Here is a 15,953-nt window from a genome sequence, read left to right on the forward strand (position 1 = left end):
CCATAACGCGGGGTGGAGCAGCCCGGTAGCTCGTCAGGCTCATAACCTGAAGGCCGCAGGTTCAAATCCTGCCCCCGCAACCAAACATTCAAACCCCGTAGAAAAACTGCGGGGTTTTGGCGTTTAAAAGGGGATTCCCTTACTCTGCACTGGCTTGAGTCAATACTATAAGCTTGGACGGTCAAACCTGATCCGAAATCCAAGCGCTATATCCGCGCGGGAATTGATCAACGATCGATTATTCTGCCTGCCCGCTCCTTGCGTACGGCCATTTCCAATCGCGGATTTCCGGCATGTCTTCACCATGTTCGCGTACGTAGTTTTTGTGCAGCGCTAGTTTCTCCTCGAAACGGGCAATCAGGGGCGCAACAGCAGCATTGCTGAGCGGCAGCCGTTTTATTGCACCGATTGCGAGATGAAAGCGGTCCAGTTCATTCAAAACTGTCATATCAAATGGCGTTGTCGTCGTGCCTTGCTCTGTGAAGCCATGTACGTGGAAATTGGGGTGGTTGGTGCGCTTATAGACAAGCCGGTGAATGAGGTAGGGATAGCCGTGATAGGCGAAAATCACCGGGCGGTTGGTTGTGAAAATGCGGTCGAATTGGTCGTCGGCAATACCATGCGGGTGATGTTGCTGTGACTGGAGGACCATCAGGTCCACGACATTGACTACCCGGATACGCAGGTGCGGCAGCGATTGACGCAGAAGATCGACTGCGGCAAGCGTTTCCATCGTCGGAACGTCGCCAGCGCAGGCCATGACGATGTCGGGTTCAAGACCATCCTCGGTTCCGGCCCAGTCCCATATGCCGAGGCCGGCTTCGCAATGGTCCACGGCTTCGTCCATCGACAACCACTGGGGTTCCGGCTGTTTTCCCGCAACAATAACGTTGATGCGGTTCCAGGTTTTCAGGCAATGATCACCGACCCAAAGCAATGTATTGGCATCAGGCGGGAAATAGACACGGATGATATCGGCGCTCTTATTGGCGACGAGGTCGACAAAGCCGGGGTCCTGATGGGAAAAGCCGTTGTGATCCTGACGCCATACGTGAGAAGTCAGGAGATAGTTGAGGGATGAGATGGGCTTTCGCCATTTCAGCTCGCGCGCGACTTGCAGCCATTTCGCATGCTGGTTGAACATGGAATCTACGATATGAATGAATGCTTCGTAGCAGGAGAAAAATCCATGTCTGCCGGTCAGCAGATAACCCTCAAGCCAGCCCTGACACAGATTCTCGCTCAATACTTCCATAACTCGCCCGTCGGACGAAAGATGGTCGTCTATGTCGAGAGTTTCGGCCATCCATACCCGGTCACTGGCTTCGAAAACAGCGCTGAGACGGTTCGAGGCGGTTTCATCCGGGCCGAAAACGCGAAAGTTCTTCTCCGGCTCGTTCAACTTGAGTATGTCACGCAGATACTCGCCAAGTATCTTGGTGGACTGTGCGTCAATCGCTCCCGGTTCAGTCACATCGACGGCGTATTGGCGGAAGTCGGGTGTATGCAATTCCTTGCGCAGTAATCCGCCATTTGCATGCGGATTGGCGCCCATGCGCGCTGAGCCTTTCGGTGCAAGTGCGCGCAGTTCAGGCTTCAATGCACCTTTTTCGTCAAATAGATCCTCTGGGTCATAGCTTTTCATCCAGTCTTCGAGAATTTTGCGGTGCGCATCATTTTCGCGGCAGTTGGCAACCGGCACCTGATGCGAGCGCCAGTAATTCTCGACGATGAGGCCGTCGACTTCCTTCGGGCCGGTCCAGCCTTTCGGGCTGCGAAGGATGATCATTGGCCAGCGGGGACGTTCCGACGATTTGACGTCGGCGTTTTTCTTGATCTTTTCGATCTGCGTGAAGATCGTATCGAGTGTCGTCGCCATTTTCTGATGCATGGCTTCCGGTTCGCTGCCCTCGACGAAGAATGGTTCATAGCCGTAGCCTTTGAACAGGCTGGCCAGATCATCGTCGGAAAGACGGGCAAGGACGGTGGGGTTTGCGATCTTATAGCCGTTCAGATGAAGGATCGGCAGCACGGCGCCGTCGCGCGCAGGATTGAGAAACTTGTTGGAATGCCACGAAGTCGCCAGCGTTCCCGTTTCCGCTTCACCGTCGCCAACCACGCAAGCGACCACCAGATCGGGATTGTCGAAAGCCGCACCATAGGCGTGGACCAGCGCATAGCCAAGCTCGCCGCCTTCATGGATCGAGCCCGGCGTTTCCGGCGCGACATGGCTTGGTATGCCGCCGGGAAAGGAAAACTGTCGAAACAGTTTGCGCATGCCCGCTTCATCCTCGCTGATGGGCGGGTAAATCTCGGAATAGGATCCTTCAAGATAGGTGTTCGCCACCATGCCGGGACCGCCGTGACCCGGCCCGCATATGTAGATCACGTTGGCGTTTCTTTCTTGAATGATGCGATTGAGATGCGCATAGATGAAGTTGAGGCCGGGCGTCGTGCCCCAATGGCCGAGCAATCTCGGCTTGATGTGTTCCGGCTTCAGCGGTTTGCGCAGCAAGGGATTTTCCATCAGGTAAATCTGCCCGACGGAGAGATAGTTCGCCGCTCTCCAGTAACGGTCGATCAGCGCAAGTTGCTGTGGCGACAAAGGGCCCTTGGCGTTTTCGTTGTTCATGCTCTGTCTCCTTCGCTGATTGTTACGCTGTCACGGCGCGCGTAGCTGACTGCGGCGTTCTGAATGGTTTCCAGTGTTTCGGAGGCGATGGTCTGTTCTTCGTCCGTGGCCAGCACAAATGCTGCTGCCGGACAGGATCGGTTCGTGATCCGGAAAGCGTTGTCTTCGTTGGCGGTTGCGTCGACTTCAAAGCCGAGCCAGCTGAGACGCCCGCAGACCGCTTCACGGATTGCGGGTTGGTGTTCACCGATGCCTGCTGTGAAGATAAGCGCATCGAGGCCGCCGAGCGTCGCGGCAAGTCGGCAGATTTCGCCGGCTATGCGCGCGGTAAAGATGTCGAGGGCTTCCCGAGCCCTGTTGTCCTTGCTGCTGAGCAGATCGCGCGTATCGCCGCTCAATCCGGACAGGCCGAGAAGGCCGGAACGATGATAAAGCAGATCGGAAAGCTCATCGGCTCGCATGTCTTCCTGTTGCAACAGATGAAGAAGAACGCCCGGATCGAGGGCTCCGCAACGGGTCGCCATCGGAATGCCGTCAAGCGTTGAAAAGCTCATGCTGGTGTCGACGCTTTTGCCACCGTCCATGGCGCACAGGCTGGCCCCACTTCCCAGATGAGCCGCAATGATCTTTCCGCGGGCAAGCTCGGGCTCCCGTCGGGAAAAATTTGCGACGATGGATTTGTAGGACAAGCCATGAAAGCCATACCGCTTTATCCCGCGCTCGTGGAGATCGCGTGGAATTGCGAAGCGCCGGAAATTATCCGGTATGGTTTGATGAAAGGCAGTGTCGAAGGAAGCTGTTTGGGCGAGGTGTGGAAAGAGTTTTCGGACCGCCTTTATCAACGCCACACTTTTAGGCTGGTGAAGCGGAGCGAAAATGGACAAGCGGTCGATGGCATCGATATGTTTGCCGTCTAATAATATTGGCCCGGCGAACTGATCGCCACCAAAGACAACGCGATGGCCGACGGCAAGAATGTTTGCGGGATTGATCTGCGCAGCCAATTTCGCGAACAGCTCATCCAGAATGCTAACAATATTGTCGGTGCCCTTGGATACCAAGGCAATGTCCAGCTTTCCGTTCTCGCCGCGCAGCCGAAATGTCAGAGGCGATCCGTTCAGATCGATCTCACCCCGCGATAGTTTCCGGATGTCCTGCCCGTCATAAGCGAACACGCCGATCTTCACAGTTGAGGAACCGGCATTGAACGTAACAAGCTGCTTCTCCACGCGACAGCTCCCCTTGGTCGTGGCTGATGCAGTACAAGATAGGGGAATGTTTCGGGTTGACGATATGCCCTGTCGAGATGTTCGAACTTATCTTTGTACCCGGATTTCTGGCTCCGAGTGCCCGGCAATGACGCGCCCAGTTTGGCAGAAACTCCTAATCTGCATCTTTATCGGGAACAAAATGGCTCTGGATTCATTTAGTTCGAGCGTTTGTCCGGGAATCACCGGATGATTTGCTGTGTCCAGGTTTCCGGTCGTCACAAATCGGGAGTTTGGGGGCATATCGGTTTTCAACGATTGGAGTTCATTATGGGGATTTTCGATAAGATTAAGAACGCCATTTGGGGAGAGGCACAAGCGGCAACTCCTGGGACGGAAACGGCTGCACAGCCTGCGCCGACACCGACCGCTTCATCTACTGCCGCCGCTCCGGCGCCATCTGCATCTGCACCCGCCTCAGCGGGCGCTGTCGACGTAGGCGCCATTCTGGACGCTGCTGTTGCCAAAAGCGGCCAGAAGCTCAACTGGAAGACTTCGATCGTCGATCTTATGAAAGCTCTCGGCCTCGACAGCAGCTTGGAACACCGCAAGGAGCTCGCCAAGGAGCTGGGTTATACCGGCGACACGGGCGATTCTGCGACCATGAATGTCTGGCTGCACAAGCAGGTGATCCAGAAACTCAAGGATAATGGCGGCAAAGTACCCGCCGGATTGTAATCAGGAGGGTTCCCGATGGGAAGCGCAGGAATAGGCTGGATTGCGGCAATCATCATCGGCGGTTTGGCCGGCTGGATTGCCTCCAATTTCATGAACAGCAATACCGGGATATTCATGAATGTCATCCTCGGTATTATCGGCGCAGCCGTAGCGAGTTTTATCTTCGGATTTCTCGGTGTTTCGTTCGGCGGCTGGCTGGGCTATCTGATCGCGGGCTTTATCGGCGCTTGCATATTGATATGGTTGGGCCGATTGGTAAGTTAGTAAAAAGGCGCCGCAAGGCGCCTTTTTCTTTTGCCGGATTGGAGCACATCCCAAAAAGTGGAACCGGTTCCCAACTTCGGGAGACATGCTCTAATTCCGAGCCCGATGCTCTGCGAGGAAAATGCGGTCATCGCGGTTGGAGCAGATGACTGCGAAGATGATCGCCAGAACGGCACCCAGAAACGTATCGAGGATACGTTCGGAAATCATGCCGTCGTGCGGTACTCCCGGTGTTGCCAGATAGGTCATCAAAAGCGCCATCGGCGTCACCAGAATCTGTCCCAGTGCATAATTGCTGCCGATAATGACCTCGGTGGCGAATTGCAGTCCAGCCAGAATTGCAATGACGGACCAGAGGCTGGGACCTTGCGCAAGTACCAGCCATGTAATCAAAGCGCCCAGAAGCGTGCCCGCCATGCGCTGCAAGGCCCGGTTCATGCTGATGTGCAGATGCGCGCCCTGCATCACGGCGACAGCGCCCATGGCCGCCCAGGCTGGATGTGTTGCGCCAAGAGCATAGGCAGCCAGCGCGGCAGTCGCTGCGCCAAGCGAAATCCGGCTGGCGGCAATAAGCCTGTGAGCGGTCGGGCGTGACGGCTCGGACGGAAACGGCTTTTCCGGCGATGCCTGATGACGAAACTTCTCGGTCAGGGCGCAGATCAGGCAGGCGAGAGCCGAGACAATTGCTGTCGCGGCAGTACGCTCGAAGACATCATAAAGCGACCCAACCGGCGCCATGGAGGCACCGGCAGCAAAGATGAATATGAGTGCGCCGGGCGGTCCGAATTTTCCGGTAACGGTTATGAACGAGAATATGCCCGCAGAAAGTGCCAACAGCAAAAGCTGGCCGGGCAAGGGCAGGCCAGCCCATGCGGCGAGCGACATGAAAAACACGGCGAGCGTCTGGCAGATCGCACACAGGAAAACGATCCATTCGCGTTTTGCCTCCGGAGCAAACCGGCCAAACAATGCGACAAGCGAGCCAAGCGAAGCAAAGCCGATCAGATGCGACCACGAGGACAGGCTGACCAGCGGAAGCGCGATAGCGACCGTGGCGGCAGCCTGAAGCCCGGCAAGTGACGAGTTTCTAAGCGAAGGCTGGCCAGCAAGGGCGATGCTTTCCCGAAACTGCTGCGGCTTCAAAAGGTTATAGGCGGCATGACGCCGCCCGGAAAGAAATCCGTCCGCTCTCATTGTTCAGAGTCCTGCTCGCGGTCGGATTTTATCTGCGAGAGCCGGTGCTCAATGCTGTCGAAGCTTCGAAGCATAGTTGCAATGTCATCGTCCGACAGATCGGCGAGCATTTCCTTCTCGCCCTTCGCCAGTTCCTGACGAATTTCGGCGACCCGCTTTTCCCCTTGCGCCGTCAGATGCACCAGCCTCGCACGGCTGTCCCTTTCATCGACGCGGCGTTCGGCCAGACCTTGACGACATAGAATGTCGAGAAGACGCACGAGGCTGGAGCCGTCTATTCCAACCAGAGCGGCCAGTTCCTTTTGCGTTACGCCGCCACCGGTCTGGTGAAGATGGACAAGGGGAACCCAGGTCGCATCGGTCAGTCCGGCTTCGGCAAGCCGGATGTCGAGTGCGCGCCGCCAGCGCCGCGCCAGCAGTGAAAAGCGAATACCGAATTGAGAACGGGGAGTGTCTGAAATCATATGATGATTAAGGCATAAAATAGTTTGAATTGCAAATCAAATTATAATTGAGTGCATGCAAGGAGCGGCTGAACAGTGTCGGAGCGTCGACCTGATTGAACCAGATCGACGCTCCAAATGTTTGTCTCGTCGCATTATCCTCACGCAAAGCCGCATCGCACTTTTGTTGGAAATGCTTTAATTGTTCCGCTTTTATTGATTGAGTATATTAGCAAATCAAAGCAAACCGATCCCGACACGGAGACCATATGGCGACTGAAGGACTTGGACCAACACTGGGGCCTGCTGTGGTTCTGCTCGCGGCTGGTGTTGTGGCGGTGCCGCTGTTTCGCAAGCTCGGTCTCGGTTCGGTGTTGGGATATTTCGCTGCCGGTGCTCTGGTCGGGCCGTCGGTTTTCGGCTTTTTCACCGACCCTGCAACGATCCTGCATTTTTCCGAACTTGGCGTGGTCATGTTCCTGTTCGTCATCGGACTTGAAATGCGCCCCGGCAAGCTCTGGACGATGCGGCAGCAGATATTCGGTCTGGGTCTTGCGCAGGTTCTAAGCTGCATTGCCCTTCTCACCGGCGCGGGCGTTCTTCTGGGCTTGTCGCCGATAACAGCTCTGATTGCCGGCTCCGGTTTTGTGTTGTCTTCCACAGCCGTCATCATGTCGATGTTGCAGGAGAGGGGAGAAATAGCCACATCCGACGGCCAGAAGGCTGTATCCATCCTCCTGCTGGAAGATCTGATGATTGTGCCGCTGCTGGCACTCGTCGCCTTCCTTTCCCCCTCTCAGCATGAATCCGGTGGAATCCTGGGCATTGCGACAGCCATGGGCGCGATTTTGCTGCTGATTGTTGTCGGGCGCTGGCTGCTCGATCCTTTCTTCTCCTTGCTGGCCCGTGCGAGAGCGCGCGAAGTCCTGACGGCTGGCGCCCTGATTGTCGTGCTTGGCGCCGCTCTGCTGATGGAAGCGAGTGGCCTTTCGATGGCGATGGGCGCTTTCCTGGCCGGTGTCATGCTGTCCGGGTCCAGCTACAGGCATCAGATCGAAAGTGACATCGAGCCGTTCAAAGGGCTCCTGATGGGGCTGTTCTTTCTGGCTGTGGGCATGTCGCTCGATCTTGGCGTGGTCGCATCGGACTGGCCCTCGGTTCTCATCTTCCTCATTGCCTATGTGATTACAAAGGCAATCGGTATCTATGCTGTCGCCCGCATTTTCGGTTCCAGCCACCGATCGGCGCTCGAGCGGACACTGCTTTTTGCGCAGGGCGGAGAATTCGCCTTCGTGCTCTATACATCGGCATTTGGGAACGGATTGATTTCGGCGCGCGACAATGCGCTGTTTTCAACCGTCATCATTCTGTCGATGGCTGTTACGCCATTCGTTCTTATTCTGGGTTCCCGGCTTCTGCGCGAGGAAGCGCCGTCTCTCGAAGGCATTGAAGCCGCGCACAATCTCAAAGGCCGGGTGCTGATGATCGGCTTCGGGCGCTTCGGGCAGATCGCGTCGCAATTACTGCTCGCACAAAGATCGGATGTTTCGATTATCGAAGCCGATCCCAATCGCATCCGTGAAGCCGGGCGGTTCGGTTTCAAGATATTCTATGGCGATGGATCGCGGCTCGACATCCTGCATCATTCGGGTGCCGATGAGGCGGAAATCATCATGGTGTGCGTGGACGACCGGAAGACGGCCAATCGTATCGTCGAGCTGGTCAAGTCGCATTTCCCGGCAGCAAAGCTGATGGTGCGTTCCTATGACCGCACGCATTCCATCGAGCTGTTGAAGGCGGGGGTGGATTTCGAGTTGCGCGAAACATTCGAATCCGCACTGCTGTTCGGAAAGGAAGCGCTTTGCGAGCTTGGGCTGGACGAGGTGGTCGCAGAGGACACGCTGCGCGATATTCGCATGCGCGATGCCGAGCGGCTGACCGCACAGGTGCAGGGCGACATCTATTCCGGCGCCGATCAGCTGCTGACCGGCGTGCCCGTTCCTGAACCTTTGACACCGCCCGGCAAGATTACCAAACTCGCCGGGGAAGAGGGCTTAAACTGAGCAATACAAGACCAAACAATCAGGTCGGGCTTCACTCACCATAGCATTGGAGAAGCGGCGTGCTCGGGTCAGACGCTAGCCGAATTCGCGGCTCTTGGCTGTCTTCTGGGTATGGGCAGTTTCACTTGCGCGCAGGATCAAGTTTGCCCCAACGAGAATCTTTACCGGCGGTTGCGGTTCGGCGGTGTTGATTAAATCGTCGAGCACCGTGACTGCCAGATTTCCGATTTTCCGCTTGGACACGTCAACCGTTGTGAGACCCGGTTCCATGGTGGCGCTTTGCGGCAGATTATCGAAGCCAATCACCGAAACATCGTCAGGAATACGAAGTCCCTTGCCCTTCAGTGCCCGGATGAAGCCATAGGCGATGATATCGTTCGTGCAGAAATAGCACTCGGCGAGATCGAGCCCCGAATGCAGCATTGCGCAAGTGTCGCGATGGGCGCCTTCATAAGTCGATTCTACCGAGAGAACGTCACGCTCCTGAACCTTCAGGTCCAGACGCTGCATGTTCTTGAAAAATGCATCGCGGCGAAGGCGGAAGTTCGTCGTCTCCGTATGGCTGGCGACAAAACCGATCCGCGAAAAGCCAAGCTGCTTGAAGCGCGACAGAACCTTGAAGACGGCGTCCTCATTGTTCATGTCGACGAAATTGGCTTCAATGACCTCATAAAACGTATCGATAAAGACGGTGGGCAGGCCAAGGCCCTGTATCATATGGATATCTGCCGCCGAAAGCTCGGTCCCAAGCGCGATCACGCCGCGCACCGGCGCGCCGGCCAGCGATTCCGCCACCGCACTGATCGGCTGTCCGTCGAAACTCACCACTTCCAGCGTATAGTTCCGGCGTGTCGCTTCCGAGGACATGCCGTCAATATAGTCCGAGACAAAAACACTGTGATCGCGATTGACCGTCTCACCATGCTTGGCAATCTTCAGAAAGCGGATTGTTTCTCCGCTGCTTGGCGCAGTCTTTGATGCGCGCGGAACATAATTCAGTCTGGAAACAGCTTCGAGGACGCGCGCGCGCGTTTCGCCCGAAATTTCGCCCTTGCCGTTGAGCACAAGAGAAACCGTTGCCGGAGAAACGCCCGCAGTCTCTGCGATGTCTCTGATCGTAAAAGACTTTTTCTTTTTCATATGCTCCGCACGATTACAGGAATTCGGTTAAGGACGCAGGCTCCGGGAACGAGAACATCTGCCATTTGTATGGCATTTGCCCTCAGGAACTTCAAATCCGCAAATTGCACCAGATTCAATATGTTGCCGGTTTGGTTCTCAAATCAAGAACGAACAGGCTTCATCTTTTTCAACGGCAAAAGGTTCGATTTTACATCCTGATATGAATCATATGTTTAGTAAACAATATGAGCGATTTTTAAACCGATTAAGGTAAAAGCGATCCACAGGCAACGGAAATTTGCCGATAATGCGCTTGACAGTCGCATTGCTTCTCGTCATTTATTTAGTGAATAACAGTTTTGTTTACTAAACATGGTAGGAGGAGACCATGCAGAAGCCAAGCAATCAGCTTGCTATGCTTGTTGTCATCAATCTCGGATTGCTCGCACTCGGCGCGTATATCTCGGGCGGGTCTTTCCTTTCCCTGTTCAACCTGCAGTCCATGGCAGGCCAGGTGCCTGAAATCGGACTTCTGGCAATCGGCGTGATGCTGGCCATGTGCGCTGGCAATGGCGGGATCGATCTTTCGGGTATCGCGCTGGCCAATCTAGCGGGTGTGCTCTCCGCCGTTATTGTTTCGATGTTCATCTCCAGCGCTGAAAACCAGCTTGGCTTCAGCCTTGCCTTCATCGGTCTGGCGCTGGTGATCGGCCTCGCGGGCGGCATCATAAACGGCGTGCTGATTGCGCGTTTCAACATCACCCCGATCCTCTGCACGCTTGGCACGCAGATGGCATTTACGGGACTTGCGGTTGTTGTTTCCGGCGGACGCGCGGTCATGGTCGGCAGCCCCGATCTTCTGTCGCGCATCGGCAACGACATGTTTCTGGCTGTTCCGATCAGCTTCCTCATCTTCATCGCGATGGCGGCGCTTATCGCTGCGGTCGTGCGCTTCACGCCCTACGGTTACTGGCTGATGCTGATGGGAACCAATCCGAAAGCCGCTGTTTTTGCCGGCTTCCCGCGCAATGGCGTTCTGGTTGCCACCTATGCAACCAGCGGCCTGCTGGCAGGAATGGCAGGGATCATCATCGCTGCACGCAACGTCAACGTGAAGTTCGACTATGGCAGCTCATATCTTCTGGTTGCCATTCTCATCGCCGTCATGGCGGGCGTTAAGCCGGAAGGCGGCTATGGCCGCGTGATCTGCGTGGTGCTGAGCGCTGTTGCACTGCAACTCATGTCCAGCCTGCTCAACTTCGGCGGCCTTTCCAATTTTGTCCGCGACTTCGCCTGGGGCCTGCTGCTGCTCGCCTTCCTCGCGGTCGGAAAATACGACATCGCGGGATTCTTTACCCTTGGCAATCGCCAGAAGGGAAACATCGGTGCGCACCCCTCAGGCACCCGAGCATAGATACTGGGGGATTGTAAGTGTGGAGGAAATAATGAAGGCAAAAACGAAAAAACTGCTCGCTGGCACGATCATTGGCGCGGCTGTTGTCGCAGGCAGCGCGGGCACGCTCGTCGCACAGGAAAAGCCGGTTATCGCAACGGTCGTCAAGATCAGTGGTATTCCGTGGTTCGACCGTATGAATACCGGTGTGGAAGCCTATCAGAAGGCAAATCCTGATGTGGTTGCAACGCAGAGCGGCCCTGCGACGTCCGACGCCGCGCAGCAGCTCCAGATCGTTCAGGACCTCGTTGCCAAGGGCGTAAACGCTCTCGCCGTCGTTCCGATGGACCCGGCTGTTCTCGAAGGCACCTTCAAGCGCGCCATGGAACGCGGCATCGTTGTTGTGACCCACGAGGCCGACAACCAGGTCAATACCATGGCCGACGTCGAAGCCTTCGATAATGCGGATTACGGCACGGCGCTCAACGAACGTCTGGCAGAATGCATGGGCAAGAGCGGCAAGTGGACCACTTTCGTTGGCTCGCTCGGCAGCCGCACGCATATGCAGTGGGTTGGCGCAGCGGAAGAAAACGCCAAGAAGTATGCCGACATGCAGCTCGTCGATCCGAACAATGAATCCTTCGACGATGCCAACGGCACCTACGAAAAGGCCAAGGAAATCCTGCGCAAGCATCCTGACCTGAAGGGCTTCCAGACCTCTGCCGGTAACGACGTTCTCGGCGTTGGCCGTGCAATCGATGAAGCTGGCCTGAGCGGTAAGGTCTGCCTGGTTGGTACCGGTCTGCCAAATCCGTCGGCTGATCTTCTGGAATCCGGTGCAATCACCGCAATCGGCTTCTGGGATCCGCAGAAGGCCGGTATGGCCATGAACGCGCTTGCTCGCATGTTCCTTGAAAAGAAGGAAGTGAAGGACGGCACCGACCTTGGCGTTGAAGGCTACAACAGCGTTCGCGTGAAGAAGGGTGCAGGCGAGGGCCTCCTCGTCATCGGCAACGGCATGGTTCTCGCTGACAAGGCCACCTACAAGGAACACCTGTTCTAAGAGCACCACGACAGGCTGACTGACCATCGCATGCGGACATCGTTCAGCCGCATGCGAATGGTGTCAAAAGCCCGGATACAGCCCCCGCTGCATCCGGGCGCCTGGACCGAATGAACCATCAAAAATCAAGACATTAGCGGGCGGCAGTTACAGCCAACCCGGTCCTACAGCCAGCGCGGTCGCCTTTGCGAACAGCGCGGCGACAAAGGAATTCAACGTGTCAACTAAGACGACGAATGGGACGAGCAACGACCGGTCTCCGGATCGCTATCTCGAACTGCGCAATATCCATAAGCGGTTTGGCGGCGTTCACGCGCTGCGCGGCATCGATCTGACAATCGATCTTGGCCAGGCCTATCACCTGTTGGGTGAAAATGGTTGCGGCAAGAGCACCATCATCAAGATCATGTCTGGCGCGCATGCACCCAGCGAAGGCGAGATTATTCTGGATGGCAAAACCTATACAGCGCTGAACCCGATCCAGTCGCTGGCAGCCGGTATCGAGACCGTTTATCAGGATCTGTCGCTTATTCCCAATCTGACCGTTGCAGAAAACGTAGCGCTGAATGAGCAGCTCGTTGAAGGCAATGGCCGACTGTTTCGCAGCGTCAAGTTTTCGCAGCTTCGTGAGACCGCAGAACGAGCTTTGAGCACGGTTGGGCTGCCGACCGACAAAGCCTTCCTGAACACGATCGTTTCCGAGCTGCCACTTGCCATGCGCCAGCTCGTCGCGATTTCGCGCGCCATTGCAACGCATGCCAAGCTCGTCATCATGGACGAGCCGACCACATCGCTGACCCGTCGCGAAGTGGAAAATCTGATTGAAGTGGTCGAGCGTCTGCGCGCAGAGCGCGTCGCCGTGCTTTTCGTGACCCACAAGCTCGATGAATGCTATCGCATCGGTGGTAATGCGGTTGTCTTCCGCGATGGCCAGTGCGTGGCACAGGGTCCAATCGAAAACTATACCAAGAAGCAGCTTTCCGAGCTGATGATCGGCAGGGAAATCGACGCCGAGCGCTACCGCACAGGCCAACCAGGTGAAGCAGAACTGCTGAAACTCGATAAGCTGTCGGCGTCTGGTTTCAAGGACATCGGCTTTAGCTTACGCAAAGGCGAAATCCTCGGCATTACCGGTCTTGCGGATTCGGGCCGTAACGAGCTTGCCATGGCAATCACCGGCGTTGAGCCTGCCCATTCCGGCTCAATCCGCCTCGAAGGGACTGTAACCGAGGTCAAAAGTCCTGCGGAAGCCATTGAGCGCGGCATAGGCTATGTGCCGGAAGACCGGCTTGCGGAAGGCTTGTTCCTCGATAAGTCGATCTTTGAAAACGAGATCGCGCTGATCTTCAAAAAGCTCTGCAACAGCCTTGGCATCGTTGATCAAAAAGAGGGCCGGACTATTGCCGCCTCACTGATGAAAGAGATGCGGTTGAACACCACTAATCTCGACCTGCCGGTTGGTGCGCTTTCGGGCGGCAATCAGCAGCGCGTTTTGATCGGCCGCTGGTTGAGCATCGGCCCCAAGCTTCTGGTGCTGCATGGTCCGACTGTTGGCGTCGATGTGGGATCGAAAGACACGATTTATCGCGCAATTCAGGCGCTGGCCGAAGCTGGCATGGGTCTCATCATCGTCAGCGATGATCTGCCGGAGCTTCTGCAGAATGCAGACCGCATTCTTGTCATGAACGCAGGCAGCATCGTTGCCGAATTCGATGCGGCACAGGCCACCGAAGATGAACTCTATCAAGCCATGATGTCGTCGCAGAAGGAAGTTGCCTAATGAGTGCGTCGCAGTATCAACAGGATTTAGGTCGAGTCCAATCCTTCAAGTTGGGTGAGTTCATTCGCAGGCGCCCGGAATCGATCACTTTCTTCCTGCTTGTGGCAATCTGCACGATTGTTTCGATCATCAACCCTGCATTCCTGCAAGCCTCGACACTGATCGATATTGGCCGCGCCAGTGTGGTGATGGGCCTGTTTGCGCTTGGCGTCTTCATCATCCTCGCCGCTGGCGGCATCGATGTTTCCTTTACGGCGATTGCTGCCACGACAGTCTATTCGCTGACGCTTCTGGTGCAGTCCTACATGCCGGAACTACCGATCATCTTCATCATTTTGATGGCGATTGCAGGCGGTATTTTCCTTGGTGTTCTCAACGGTCTTTTGGTGCATTACCTCAATGTACCGTCGCTGATCGTCACCATCGGCACGCAATATCTCTTCCGCGGCTTCCTACTGGCTTTTGTCGGCACGGTCTGGATCATGTCCCTGCCTCCGACAATGGGTGCTTTTGGCCGCCTTCCGCTGTTCCAGTTTGAATCGGCAACCGGCGCCACCATCACCATGCCATTCTATTTTCTGGTGCTGCCTGCGGCCGCAATCCTGACCTGGTGGATATTGAACCGCACCTTGATGGGCCGTGCGATTTTCGCAATGGGGGGCAACAGCCAGATTGCTGCCCGTCTTGGCTATAATCTGCGCACCATCCATATCTTCCTGTTCGGCTATGCAGGTGGTCTGGCAGGGCTTGCCGGTATCATCCATGTCTGCGCCAACCGCCAGTCGAGCCCATTCGACTTCGTGGGAACCGAAATCAGCGTTATCGCGGCTGTGGTTCTCGGTGGTGCGCGCATCACCGGCGGCACCGGCACCGTCGTCGGCACTCTTCTCGGTGTGCTGCTCATCACCGTCATCAACAGTGTTCTGGTGCTCGTGGGCATCCCCAGCACGTGGCAGCGTCTCGTCGTGGGCTGCTTCATTCTGCTGGCTGCCGCCTTCTTCGTCACCCGCCAACGCAAGAAATAACCCGATACTCTCAAGAGGAAATCATGAAGAAATTCCTGAACGATCCCGTCAATTTCGTGGATGAGATGCTTGAAGGCATCTATCGGGCGCATCCCGAGCTTACCTTTGTCGACAACGACAAGCGTTGCATGGTCACAGCCAATACCAAATCCGGCAAGGTCGGCATTGCAACGGGCGGCGGCTCCGGCCATCTGCCACTGTTCCTTGGCTATATCGGCGAAGGCATGATCGACGGCGCGGCTGTCGGTGGCGTGTTCCAGTCGCCGAGCTCGGAACAGATGTATCAGGTCACCAAGGCAATCGATCAGGGCGCTGGTGTTCTCTACATTTACGGCAATTACAGCGGCGACATCATCAATTTCGATATGGCTGCAGAACTTGCCGATCTCGATGGCATCACCGTCAAGCAGGTCGTCGGCAATGATGATGTGGCGTCCTCCATTGTCGGTGAAGAACACAAGCGTCGCGGCGTCGCCGGTATCTTCTTTGTCTATAAGGCCGCCGGTGCCGCCGCTGCCAACGGCCTGTCGCTTGATGAAGTGACGCGTCTTGCCGACAAGGCACGCCTGCGCACCCGCACGATGGGCGTCGCTCTCTCGAGCTGCGTTGTACCGGAAATCGGTCACGCCACCTTCTCGATTGGCGAAGACGAAATGGAAATCGGCATGGGCATCCATGGCGAGCCGGGCATCAGCCGCAAGAAGCTTGCCAGTGCAGATGCGGTTATCGACGAGCTGATGGAACGCATTTTCGCCGAGCAGGCCTATGCCAAGGGCGATGAAGTTGCCGTGCTGGTCAACGGTCTTGGCGGCACGCCGCTTGAAGAACTCTACATCATGTTCCGCCGGGTTTCGCAGCTCTTTGACGAGCGTGGCGTCAAGGTCAAGCATGTCTGGATCGGCGAGTTTGCCACTTCAATGGAAATGGCTGGTGCATCAGTTTCCGTGCTGCATCTGGATGAAGAACTGGAGCCACTGGTTGCCGCTTCCGCAAACACGCCATTCTTCAAGCATTTTGCGGGTTGAGGT

13 protein-coding genes and 1 tRNA gene are annotated in these 15,953 nt (G+C 56.1%); 9 read left to right on the forward strand and 5 right to left on the reverse strand.

Annotated elements, in window-relative coordinates:
* The first annotated feature begins 6 nt into the window (after positions 1-6).
* Positions 7-83 (forward strand) — tRNA-Met (locus tag F9K94_RS23300).
* A gap of 155 nt (positions 84-238) precedes the next feature.
* Here the strand turns inward: F9K94_RS23300 and F9K94_RS23305 are convergent.
* Both F9K94_RS23305 and F9K94_RS23310 read right to left on the reverse strand, forming a co-directional pair.
* Entirely contained in the window at positions 239-2,632 is a 2,394-nt protein-coding gene (locus F9K94_RS23305; RefSeq protein ID WP_151648927.1) for a phosphoketolase family protein, read from the reverse strand.
* On the reverse strand, positions 2,629-3,861 hold the full coding sequence (locus tag F9K94_RS23310; RefSeq protein ID WP_151648929.1) for an acetate/propionate family kinase: 1,233 nt from the start codon (positions 3,859-3,861) through the stop codon (positions 2,629-2,631). The genes F9K94_RS23305 and F9K94_RS23310 overlap by 4 nt, the downstream gene beginning before the upstream one ends.
* A 309-nt stretch (positions 3,862-4,170) precedes the next feature.
* Here F9K94_RS23310 and F9K94_RS23315 point away from each other — a divergent pair, with 309 nt between their 5' ends.
* Both F9K94_RS23315 and F9K94_RS23320 read left to right on the forward strand, forming a co-directional pair.
* Positions 4,171-4,578, forward strand: coding sequence for a DUF3597 domain-containing protein (locus F9K94_RS23315; protein ID WP_061345689.1), 408 nt, complete (start codon positions 4,171-4,173; stop codon positions 4,576-4,578).
* Positions 4,579-4,593: 15 nt separating this feature from the next.
* Complete coding sequence (locus F9K94_RS23320) at positions 4,594-4,842, forward strand: GlsB/YeaQ/YmgE family stress response membrane protein (protein WP_010659353.1); 249 nt, start codon at positions 4,594-4,596, stop codon at positions 4,840-4,842.
* A gap of 90 nt (positions 4,843-4,932) precedes the next feature.
* Here F9K94_RS23320 and F9K94_RS23325 read toward each other — a convergent pair whose 3' ends face one another.
* Together F9K94_RS23325 and F9K94_RS23330 are read right to left on the reverse strand one after the other, a co-directional pair.
* Positions 4,933-6,036 carry an FUSC family protein gene (locus F9K94_RS23325; RefSeq protein ID WP_151648931.1) on the reverse strand — a complete coding sequence of 368 codons (1,104 nt, stop codon included), beginning with the start codon at positions 6,034-6,036 and terminating at the stop codon, positions 4,933-4,935.
* On the reverse strand, positions 6,033-6,500 hold the full coding sequence (locus tag F9K94_RS23330) for a MarR family winged helix-turn-helix transcriptional regulator (RefSeq protein ID WP_151648933.1): 468 nt from the start codon (positions 6,498-6,500) through the stop codon (positions 6,033-6,035). The genes F9K94_RS23325 and F9K94_RS23330 overlap by 4 nt, the downstream gene beginning before the upstream one ends.
* A 248-nt stretch (positions 6,501-6,748) precedes the next feature.
* On the opposite strand from F9K94_RS23330, the gene F9K94_RS23335 reads away from it, so the two are divergent.
* The gene (locus F9K94_RS23335; RefSeq protein WP_151648935.1) at positions 6,749-8,542 is read left to right on the forward strand and encodes a monovalent cation:proton antiporter-2 (CPA2) family protein; all 1,794 of its coding nucleotides are present in this window, start codon (positions 6,749-6,751) and stop codon (positions 8,540-8,542) included.
* A 75-nt stretch (positions 8,543-8,617) separates the two neighbouring features.
* Here the strand turns inward: F9K94_RS23335 and F9K94_RS23340 are convergent, their stop codons facing one another.
* Complete coding sequence (locus tag F9K94_RS23340; RefSeq protein WP_061345693.1) at positions 8,618-9,682, reverse strand: LacI family DNA-binding transcriptional regulator; 1,065 nt, start codon at positions 9,680-9,682, stop codon at positions 8,618-8,620.
* 370 nt (positions 9,683-10,052) lie between these two features.
* Here F9K94_RS23340 and F9K94_RS23345 point away from each other — a divergent pair, with 370 nt between their 5' ends.
* The 5 genes from F9K94_RS23345 (at position 10,053) to F9K94_RS23365 (ending at position 15,950) form a co-directional block, all read left to right on the forward strand.
* A complete protein-coding gene (locus tag F9K94_RS23345; protein ID WP_151648937.1) occupies positions 10,053-11,078 on the forward strand; it encodes an ABC transporter permease in 1,026 nt (341 codons plus the stop codon).
* Between the two features lie 31 nt (positions 11,079-11,109).
* Positions 11,110-12,120, forward strand: a complete 1,011-nt coding sequence (locus F9K94_RS23350; protein ID WP_151648939.1) for a substrate-binding domain-containing protein — start codon at positions 11,110-11,112, stop codon at positions 12,118-12,120.
* Positions 12,121-12,337: 217 nt separating this feature from the next.
* Positions 12,338-13,900, forward strand: coding sequence for a sugar ABC transporter ATP-binding protein (locus F9K94_RS23355; RefSeq protein ID WP_151648941.1), 1,563 nt, complete (start codon positions 12,338-12,340; stop codon positions 13,898-13,900).
* The gene (locus F9K94_RS23360; protein WP_151648943.1) at positions 13,900-14,925 is read left to right on the forward strand and encodes an ABC transporter permease; all 1,026 of its coding nucleotides are present in this window, start codon (positions 13,900-13,902) and stop codon (positions 14,923-14,925) included. Before F9K94_RS23355 ends, F9K94_RS23360 begins: the two co-directional genes overlap by 1 nt.
* Before the next feature lie 23 nt (positions 14,926-14,948).
* A complete protein-coding gene (locus F9K94_RS23365; protein WP_061345698.1) occupies positions 14,949-15,950 on the forward strand; it encodes a dihydroxyacetone kinase subunit DhaK in 1,002 nt (333 codons plus the stop codon).
* Positions 15,951-15,953: the final 3 nt, after the last annotated feature.

Origin of the sequence: Brucella tritici (assembly GCF_008932285.1) — a bacterium.
GTDB classification, from domain to species: domain Bacteria; phylum Pseudomonadota; class Alphaproteobacteria; order Rhizobiales; family Rhizobiaceae; genus Brucella; species Brucella tritici.